The organism is Cellvibrio sp. (assembly GCF_053579595.1).
The window spans coordinates 1-10,549 of sequence record NZ_JBRFPI010000133.1 but is presented as its reverse complement, the minus strand read 5'-3'; the positions used below and the strand labels follow the sequence as shown (position 1 = coordinate 10,549).

Here is a 10,549-nt window from a genome sequence, read left to right as displayed (position 1 = left end):
CACTTCCCGCCCCACAGTTTCTATAATCTGGCTATGTAATTTTTTTATCAGATCTTCGCGATCCTCAAAATATAAATACACCGTACCCGTGGCGACGCCCGCCTCTTTGGCGACATCGCGGATTGAAAAACCGTGGAAGCCGCGACTCGCCAAGAGATTTAATGTTGCACTAAGAATGATGTCGCACTTGTTCATGATGACACCGAATCATCCGGTTTCGGAGCCGCCGGAAACCAACGCTGCGCCAAACGGAAGACCACCACAAAAAATACCGGCACAAAGAAAATGGCAAGTACCGTTGCAGAGAACATTCCGCCAAACACACCAGTACCAATCGCATTCTGGCTACCGGAACCTGCACCGGAGCTAATTACCAGTGGCGTTACACCGAGCATAAACGCAAGCGAGGTCATGATGATAGGACGCAAGCGCATACGCACTGCCTCCATAGTTGCTTGCACCAAATCCATTCCCTCTTCATAAAGCGCTTTGGCGAACTCGACAATCAGAATTGCATTTTTTGCAGCGAGGCCAATAGTAGTTAACAAACCCACTTGAAAATACACATCATTGGATAAACCGCGGCCCATTGCAAATAACACCGCCCCTATCACGCCCAGCGGCACCACTAATATCACTGCAAAAGGCACCGACCAACTTTCATAAAGTGGCGCCAAACATAAAAATAGAATCAGGATGGAGAGCGCATACAACAACGGTGCCTGATTGCCAGACTCGCGCTCCTGAAATGACATGCCTGTCCATTGATAACCAATGCCTGCCGGTAATTTCGCCACAATTTCTTCCGCCGCCAGCATCGCATCGCCCGAGCTAACACCTGGTGCGCCCTGCCCGATAATATTGAGCGAAGACACTCCATTGTAGCGCTCAAGACGTGGCGATCCATAAATCCAACGCCCCGATGTAAATGCAGAGAAAGGCACCATTTCACCTTTGTTATTGCGCACGTACCAATTTTTTACATCTTCCGGCAACATGCGGTATTGCGCATCGCCTTGCACAAATACTTTTTTCACGCGGCCTTTATCGATAAAGTCATTTACATAAGATGCAGCCCAAGCAGTGGAAAAAATGCTGTTTACATCGGTTAATGACACGCCCAATGCCGTTGCTTTTTCCTGATCAACATCCAATTTAAATTGTGGATTATCTTCTTGCCCATTGGGGCGCACGCCCACCAAACGTTTGTCCTGTGCCGCCATACCAAGAAATTGATTGCGCGCTTGCATCAATGCTTCATGCCCCAAGCCGCCCAAATCCTGCAACTGCAAATTAAATCCGGATGAAGTACCCAATTGGGTAATCGCAGGTGGCACAAAGGGGAATACCATTGCATCTTTAATTTTGGAGAAGGCACCCATCGCACGCGCCGCAATACTTTGCACGTGCTGCGATTCATCGGAGCGCTCGCTCCAATCTTTCATGCCCACAAATGCGATGCCATTGTTTTGCCCGCGCCCACTAAAACTGAATCCAATTACCGAGAACACCGAGCGCACATTATCTTTTTCGTCTTCAAGATAATGTTTTTCTATTTGATCCATCACACCTATCGATCGCTCTTTGGTCGCACCGACTGGCAGGGTCATCTGGGTAAACATTATGCCCTGGTCTTCATCGGGTAAAAATGAACTTGGCAAGCGGGTGAATAAAAATCCGAGCACCAATACAATCGCCACATAGATCACCATGTAACGACCGGTTTTACCCAACATCGAACTAACACCAGACTGATATTTAGTGGTCGCCTTGTTAAAGTTGCGATTAAACCAACCGAAGAAACCACGCTTTTCGTAATGATCATGTTTGACCGGTTTTAATAAAGAGGCGCAGAGTGCAGGTGTGAGCGTCAACGCAACAATCACTGACAACACCATCGCCGACACAATGGTAATGGAGAACTGGCGATAAATAACTCCGGTGGATCCACCAAAAAATGCCATAGGCACGAACACAGCGGATAACACCAACGCAATACCAATTAATGCACCCGTAATTTGCTGCATGGATTTGCGTGTTGCCTCGCGTGGTGAAAGCCCCTCCTCCGCCATCACTCGCTCAACGTTTTCCACTACCACGATGGCATCATCTACCAACAATCCAATTGCTAGCACCATCGCAAACATGGTGAGCGTATTAATGGAATAACCAAATACGGACAGAACAGCAAATGTGCCGAGCAACACTACCGGCACCGCAATCGTGGGAATTAATGTTGCGCGAAAATTTTGCAGGAATAAATACATCACCAAAAAGACGAACACAATCGCTTCGATGAGTGTGTGCACCACCGCTTCAATCGACAGTTTTACAAAGGGCGTGGTGTCAAAAGGATAAACAACTTCCAAACTCTGCGGGAAAAAGCCTTGCAGCTCAGCGATACGTTTGCGCACCGCATCAGCGGTGTCCAACGCATTTGCGCCAGCCGCTAACGTGATCGCCAAACCAGTGGCAGGACGATTATTGTATTCCGTTTCGAATTGATAATTTTCACCGCCGAGCTCAACGCGCGCCACATCACCTAAACGAATTTGCGAACCATCCTGATTCACACGCAATAAAATATTGCGAAATTGCTCCGGCGTGGAAAGACGGGTTTGCACCACGATACTGGCATTAATTTGTTGCCCCGGCAGCGCTGGAGTACCACCTAATTCGCCTGCTGCAATTTGCGCATTTTGTGCGCGTATCGCTGTAGCAACATCAACCGTGGTGAGTTTGTAAGTAGCAAGTTTATTGGCGTCCAACCAAATACGCATCGCGTATTGCGAACCAAACAGTGTTATCTGCCCAACACCATTAACGCGGCTTAATTGATCCTGCACGTTAGCGGCCACATAGTCAGCAATATCGTATTTATCCATGCTGCCATCAGCAGAAACAAAACCGATCACCATCAAAAAACCAGCTGATGATTTTGTAACGCGAATGCCCTGCTGCTGCACTTCTTGCGGCAACAGCGGCATAGCTGTTTGCAATTTATTTTGCACTTGTACTTGCGCGATATCTGGATCAGTACCCGCTAAAAATGTCAGCGTCACTTCACCGCGGCCACTGGCATCACTGGTCGATGACATGTATTGCACATTGTCGATACCGGTAAGGCCCTGCTCAATAATTTGTATAACCGTATCTTGCACAGTTTGCGCGGAAGCTCCGGGGTAAGAAGCGCTAATACTCACTGCTGGTGGCGCCACTTCAGGATATTGCGCAATCGGTAATTTAAAAATCGACAGCGCGCCCGCCAACATAATGATGATGGAAATAACCCACGCAAATACGGGGCGATCAATAAAAAATCTGGCCATGTCGATTACTCCCCGGCCTTGCTGCTAGCAGCCGCCGCTTTGGCGGGTGCTCCCGGCTTCACTTTTTGCAAGCCCTCAACAATTACCTGATCGCCCACCGCCAAACCTTCCAACACCAACCACTGATCGCCCACTGCACGGCCGGTTTTTAATTGGCGCAGCTCAACGGTGCCTTCTTTATTAATCACCATGGCAGTTGCATTGCCAGTGCGATCACGCGTAATGCCACGCTGGGGTGCCAGCAAAGAATTAGTGCGCACACCTTCGTCCAATTGCGTGCGCACAAACATCCCAGGCAATAACAACCGATCCGGGTTGGGAAATTGCGCGCGCAAAACAACGGTGCCCGTCGATTCATTTACGCCCACCTCGGCAAATTGCAAACTGCCTTCGTGCTCGTAGACTGAACCGTCATCCAACAACAGGCGCACTTTGGCGCTCTCTGCCTTTGCCACATCGCCCTTAAGCATTTCGCGGCGCAGCTGCAACAATTCTTCTGCCGATTGGGAAACATCGACATAAATTGGGTCCAGCTGCATGATACTGGCCAACACATCGACCTGACCTGCATTAACCAAGGCACCTTCAGTCACAGACGATTTACTGATAACACCATCAATCGGAGCCAACACTTTGGTGTACTTAAGATTGATCTGCGCCGTCTCCACTGCAGCTTTTGCCGCTGCAACATTCGCTTTGGTCTGGCCGAAATTAGCCAGGGCATCATCGTAGTCCTGCTGGCTGATAGCCTTCATTGAATTCAGATTTTTATAGCGAGCCTCCTTCGCCTTTGCGGCGGCCAGGTTGGCATCCGCGCGCGCCAGTTCTGCTTGTGCACTACTCAGCGCAGCTTGGTAGGTTGCAGGATCTATTTGGTACAAGGGTGTACCCGCCTTGATTTCAGCACCTTCCACAAACAAGCGTTTCTGGATAATTCCACTCACTTGCGGGCGCACTTCCGCCTTGCGGTAAGCTGAGGTGCGACCCGGCAATTCAACTTGCAGAGGCACATCAGACGCACTCAAAGTCACCACTCCTACCTCAACCGGTGCTTGGGCAGCTGCTATTGGCGCTGTCTTGGTGTCGCATGCGGATAGCGCCAACCCCATGAATCCTATGGCAAAAATTGCCCGATACCGAATAACTGGGAACATGGTGAACTCCTTAAAATGCGTTAATGCGAGACTGAATAAAAGGCTGGACCGAGGGGGAGACGATATACCTTCAGAAAAATGAACAAATGTTCATTACTGAATAATAGACAGCTTTGCCGCTAAAACCACGAACATTTGCACTTGTTAACGATTGTGATTAAAGACTGGAAGTGAAAGAGGAAAAACTGGTGCTTAAAAAGAATAAGCACCAGTTAAATGGAGATGGGAATTAATGGTCATGCAGGAGCTTGTTAAATACTTCAATCAAGCGATGAATATCGACTGGTTTGGTCAGGTAATCGTAAAAACCGGCATTGCGCCCACGCTCAACATCGTAAGGCATGGCATTCGCCGACAAACCGATCACTGGCGTAGCGCGGGTATCCGGGTCATTTTTCAATACACTCAGGACTTCGTAACCATCCATTCCCGGCAAGTTAATATCCAATATCACTAAATCCGGCTGTGTACTGCGCGCTTTGTAAATTCCCAGGAATGCCTCTTCAGCGACATCCAATTCAAGTTGGGGATAGCGCGCAAATATCTGTTGCAACAAACGGATATTGGTTGGATTGTCTTCCACATAAAGGACTTTGCAACGGCGCTGCACATTCAATGATGCGGGGGTGTAATCCTTACTTGATGATATGCGCACAACCGAATCCGCATTCCATTCCGTTGCCATAGGCAAGTCGATCCAAAAAGTAGTGCCCATACCTTCAGCGCTGGTGAAATCGAGTCGCCCTTGCATCATCTCCACCAATTGTTTGGTGATGACCAACCCCACACCAGAACCTTCAATATTGGTGTTTTCAGCCGTTAAACGATTAAATGGTTGAAAGACTTCGCTTTGGCGTTGCAGAGGAATACCGCGCCCGGTATCGCGCACACTGATACGCAATTGCTGCCCGGGTTCGGCAATGAGTTTTACCTCAACCTCGCCGCCCACATAATTATATTTCACCGCATTACTTAGCAAATTCAGTAACGCCTGTTTAAAACGGACGTGATCGGCGATGACATAGGTGTTGGAAAATTCGGCAAGCGATGAAGACAAACGAATCCCTTTCGCGTCTGCTTGCGGTTGCACTAAAGTAAAACATTCAGTAATCAAGCGTGATACCAATACCGGCTCAAGCGATACCGTCATATTGCCCGATTCGATTTTGGCCAAGTCCAACACATCATTAATCAACTGCAATAAATGTTCGCCCGCTTTGCGGATTTCGCGCACGTTATCAATTTGTTGGGTTTTTAAATTGCCGTCGTATTCAAATAACTGGGTGTAGCCCAAAATTGCATTGAGCGGTGTGCGCAATTCGTGGCTCATACTCGACAAAAAATCGGACTTGGCGCGGTTGGCTTTTTCAGCTTGTTCTTTGGCCTGGATAACGCGCTCTTCTGCACGCTTTACTTCGGTAATATCCATATTGCTGCCCGACATCATAATCGGCTGGCCTTTTTCATTAAATACGGCGCGTCCACGACCGCGAATCCAACGAATCTCACCCTGGGTACTGATAAGCCGGTATTCCACATCGAAGGGCGCGCGACCAGCCATGTGCTCAACCAGTGCATTATCGAACTTGGATAAATCTTGCGGATAAATATGTTTACGCCAAATTTTTAAGCGGTCTTCACCTTCAGTGAGTACATCGTCCAGATCGTCATAACCCAATAATTCCCAGCAGCGATGGGAAAAGTGGAAGCCTCCGCGGTCGGCATACCACTCCCAAATGCCATCGCTGGAGGCCTGGATAATCCGCACCTGGCGCGCCTCACTCTCGCGCAGTGCCGCTTCCACCTTTTTGATTTCGGTGATATCAAAATTCACACCCGACATAATCCTCGCATGGCCATGTTCATCGCGGAGCGAGTCGGCGCGGACTTGGGTCCAAATATAATCACCCATTTTAGTTCGGATGCGATAGGAGACATCGAGTGGTTTGCCACTGCGCAAATGCTGGCGAGCGGCCTCGATCGCAAATTCGCGATCATCCGGATGCATATAGGTCAGTACTTTGGAGGCATCGCTGATACTTTCCGCATCCTCAGGGCCGTAACCTAAACGCTCCCAGAACCCGCCCGACCATTCGATGTGCTGGGTTTGCAAATCCCACTCCCAAAAGCCGTAACCACTGCCGTTGAAAATACGCTGAAAACGTCCCACAGTGGTACGCAACAACTCAATATCATCACTTAATTGCAGCGCTGGACTAAAACTAATGTGCTCAATCATAGAAATTATTAGCGAGTTAAGGGAAATTGATTGGACGATACCCGAGATATCCAGATTGTACAATCGCAGCAAAAACCAGAACCTATAAACAACAACAGCGCCACTAGGCGCTGTTGCTCACTAACAATTCAAAAAAGTTACGGTGATTCATCAATCTCTGCGCCTTCTTTTTCTTTGGGCATAAGGTCTTCTTTGGCGATACCTAAAGCCACGGTAATATTTGCAGCAATATAAATAGATGAATAAGTACCAACAATTACCCCGATAATCAGAGCGGTCGAGAAACCACGCAATAACTCGCCACCAAACACAAACAGGCAAACCAATACAATGAACACTGTCATAGAGGTCATTACTGAGCGACCGAGTGTTTGAGTAATCGATATATTGATGACTTCGAGCGGATCCATTTTACGCATGATGCGAAAATTTTCACGAATACGGTCATAGATAACAATAGTATCGTTAATGGAATAACCAATAAGGGCGAGCAATGCTGCCAATACTGTTAAATCAAAATCCCACTGAAAAACCGAAAATATGCCCAGTGTAATAATCACGTCGTGGCACAAAGCGGTAATTGCACCCACCGAAAATTTCCACTGGAATTGAACTGCAACATATAAAAACACCAAGACAAAAGCAGTCAATAACCCCAACCCGCCCTGATCGCGTAACTCATCACCAATTTGCGGCCCAACAAATTCCGAACTGCGCAGTTGAATTTTTGCTCCAGTAGCCGCCTCCATAGCCGTCAACAGCTCCTTGACATAGGCAGAGTCCAACGAGTTTTCCAAAACGACCAGTGTTTTGCCATCGCGCTCTGCGTACTGAACTCGGCCAAAATCCGCTTCAGAAATGACGGCCTTCTGCTGTAAATCAGCTGTACTGAGATTGGTAACGACTAAAACGTCTGCAAATCCTTCATATTCACGTGAAGGGCGCTCTACTCCCTCCAGTACACCACCTGCAGCGATAATTTTTTCAGCAATTAGCTCCTTGCCTTTGATCTTCATTTCGTCCTGAGTGCGAATCATGACTTGTTTATCCGAGCCAAATAATACAGCTACAGGACTCTCCAGCTCTTTTTCTTCCAATAGTGTACGCACTTTATTTAAGTCTGCCGGCCGATCAAACAAGACTTCAAGTTGCGTACCGCCAGTGAAATCCAAACCACCTTTAAGGCCAAAAATGGCGATACACACCACAGACGCAATTACCAGCACTATAGAGATGCCGGAAGTCAGCTTCCGCACGCCCATAAAATTAATAATTTTCAATTCCTGAGACATAAGTAATGCTCTCTTAGTGCAAACGGTTGAAAGGTGGAAGGGCATTGATGGCAATAGACTGCAAGTTTTTGCGTCCACCATACACCAGATTAGCCAGCGCGCGGCTCCCCACGATAGCAGTGAACATTGAGGTCAAAATACCGATAGTGAGTGTGATGGCAAAACCTTTCACCGGACCAGTACCAATCGCAAACAAAATCACCGCCACGATCAAGGTGGTAATATTCGAGTCGAGAATGGTTATAAATGCGCGCTCGTAGCCTGCATAAATTGCCTGCTGTGGCGATGAGCCATTTTTTAACTCTTCGCGGATGCGCGAGAAGATCAACACGTTAGCATCAACCGCCATACCAATTGTCAGAACGATACCGGCAATACCAGGTAAAGTGAGTGTTGCGCCAAACATAGACAATACTGTCAGTAAGAGAAGGACGTTCAGTGCCAAAGCGACATTCGCAAATACGCCAAACAGGCCGTAAAACACCACCATAAACACCAGTACAACACCCATACCCCAGAAGGTAGCTTTCAGGCCTTTCTCGATATTTTCTGCACCCAAAGAAGGGCCAATTGTCCGCTCTTCAACAAAGTGCATAGGTGCTGCCAGAGCACCAGCGCGCAACAATAACGCCAACTCTGATGCTTCAGCCGGATTATCCAAACCAGTGATACGGAACTGTACCCCCAGCGCACTCTGGATTGTCGCAAGGCTAATCACTTTGCGCTCCACGTACTGGGTCATTTTCTCAACATCTTCCCCCGCTGCATTTTTGGTAACAGTGGTACGGGTTTTGTACTCGATAAACAAGATACCCATCCCGCGCCCAACGTTATCGCGTGTAACACGGTGCATTTGGGCTCCACCAAGACTATCGAGGGTGATATTTACTTGCGGCTGGTTGGTTTCCGGGTCAAAACTACTGGTGGCATTTGCTACACGGTCACCCGTTGCGATAATTGAGCGCTCCAAAATCGCATTGCCACGCTGCATCTGCGTCAATTCATCCTTGTAGGGGAACTCTTCTTTGTTGGATACCAGCGTTTTATCATTTGCACCCAGGCGAAACTCGAGGTTCGCCGTTTTGCCAATAACGCGCTTGGCTTCGGCAGGATCTTGTATACCCGCGAGTTGCACGATAATACGATTGCGCCCCTGACGCTGAACCATGGGTTCAGAAACACCCAATTCATTTACGCGGTTGCGGAGCGTGATCAGGTTTTGACCAACAGCATAATCCTCCACTTCACGCACTGCCGCTTCACTAAAATTTGCAACAAATGAAAAATCAGTCGCACCTTCTACAGCGTCTGGGGTGGTGAACAACAGCTGGGGATAATCGCTGCGCAACTCACTCAAGGCTGCATCGCGGATTTCTTCACTACGGAAACGCGCCACGATTTGATTGTCCTTATTAGTATCAAGCGAGGTGTAGCGCACTTTAGCTTCACGCAGTTTGGTTTTCATTTCGTCGGAGTTGACCTCCTGACGCTTGGCAACCGCAGAGGCGGTATCCACCTCCATCAAAAAATGTACACCACCCGCCAAATCCAAACCCAACTTCATTGGCGCAGCACCGAGCGACTGCAACCAGGCTGGCGTGGTTGATGCGTTGTTCAACGCAACCACGAACCCATCGCCTAATGAACGCTGTATCGCTGTACGCGCCAACATTTGTTGGTCACGGGTTTTTAGCCGCACCATTGCCGTCTTGGGGTTAACTTCAGCACCAAAATATTCAATGTCCGCTTCTTTGAGCGAGCGCTCTATCTGCGACAAAGTTGTAGCGTCTAATACCTTAGCGCTGGAATCTCCAGAGACTTGGACAGCAGGATCAGGCACATAAATATTGGGGATGGAATAAACGAAACCTACGGCAGTCACAAAGATCAGCAGTAGGTATTTCCAGAGTGGGTAGCGATTTAACATAGGTTTTCCCAACTTATCAGCGGCGGGTTTTAAAGTCGTTTCGATTCGCTGTACCGCTCAAATCGTGCGCTTCTCGTTCGCCTTATTTCTACTTGCGCACAGCAACAAAACGTTGCTGCGGTATGGTCAAGGGCGCCGGATTATACCCTTTAATTGGCGTACAACAACGGTGCAGCACTCATTGTGTGGGTTCAGGCGGCACCTCCAAGCCCTGGCGACCATAAAAGTCGGCCAAAAAAGCATCAAAAGTGTTATCACTCAAGGCCTTGCGCATATCCGCCATGATTTTTTGGTAGTAGCGCAGGTTATGAATTGTGTTTAATTGTGCGCCCAGCATCTCGTTGCATTTATCCAAATGGTGCAGATAAGAACGCGAGAAATTTTTGCAGGTATAGCAGTCGCATTGCGCATCAAGTGGACCGGTATCGTCGCGATATTTGGCATTGCGCAGCTTGATCACTCCTTCGCTGGTGAATAAGTGACCGTTGCGCGCATTGCGCGTTGGCATTACGCAGTCAAACATATCCACACCGCGGCGCACACCCTCCACCAAATCCACTGGCTTGCCCACACCCATCAAATAGCGGGGCTTGTGCTTAGGCATTTGC

Annotated in this window: 7 protein-coding genes; all 7 read right to left on the bottom strand. The window is 48.4% G+C overall.

Features of this window, described 5'->3' with window-relative positions:
- The coding region (locus ACWA6V_RS10090) for a TetR/AcrR family transcriptional regulator (protein WP_449522368.1) at positions 1–195 on the bottom strand (195 nt) is incomplete at its 3' end.
- On the bottom strand, positions 192–3,329 hold the full coding sequence (locus ACWA6V_RS10085) for an efflux RND transporter permease subunit (RefSeq protein WP_449522367.1): 3,138 nt from the start codon (positions 3,327–3,329) through the stop codon (positions 192–194). The genes ACWA6V_RS10090 and ACWA6V_RS10085, both read right to left, overlap by 4 nt.
- A 5-nt stretch (positions 3,330–3,334) precedes the next feature.
- Positions 3,335–4,483, bottom strand: a complete 1,149-nt coding sequence (locus tag ACWA6V_RS10080; protein ID WP_449522366.1) for an efflux RND transporter periplasmic adaptor subunit — start codon at positions 4,481–4,483, stop codon at positions 3,335–3,337.
- A gap of 229 nt (positions 4,484–4,712) precedes the next feature.
- Entirely contained in the window at positions 4,713–6,722 is a 2,010-nt protein-coding gene (locus ACWA6V_RS10075) for a PAS domain-containing hybrid sensor histidine kinase/response regulator (RefSeq protein ID WP_449522365.1), read from the bottom strand.
- Between the two features lie 137 nt (positions 6,723–6,859).
- Positions 6,860–8,014: a protein translocase subunit SecF gene (secF, locus tag ACWA6V_RS10070; protein ID WP_449522364.1), complete on the bottom strand. Its 1,155-nt coding sequence runs from the start codon at positions 8,012–8,014 to the stop codon at positions 6,860–6,862.
- Between the two features lie 13 nt (positions 8,015–8,027).
- Positions 8,028–9,941 carry a protein translocase subunit SecD gene (secD, locus tag ACWA6V_RS10065; protein WP_449522363.1) on the bottom strand — a complete coding sequence of 638 codons (1,914 nt, stop codon included), beginning with the start codon at positions 9,939–9,941 and terminating at the stop codon, positions 8,028–8,030.
- 178 nt (positions 9,942–10,119) lie between these two features.
- The coding region (locus ACWA6V_RS10060; RefSeq protein ID WP_449522362.1) for a tRNA-guanine transglycosylase at positions 10,120–10,549 on the bottom strand (430 nt) is incomplete at its 5' end.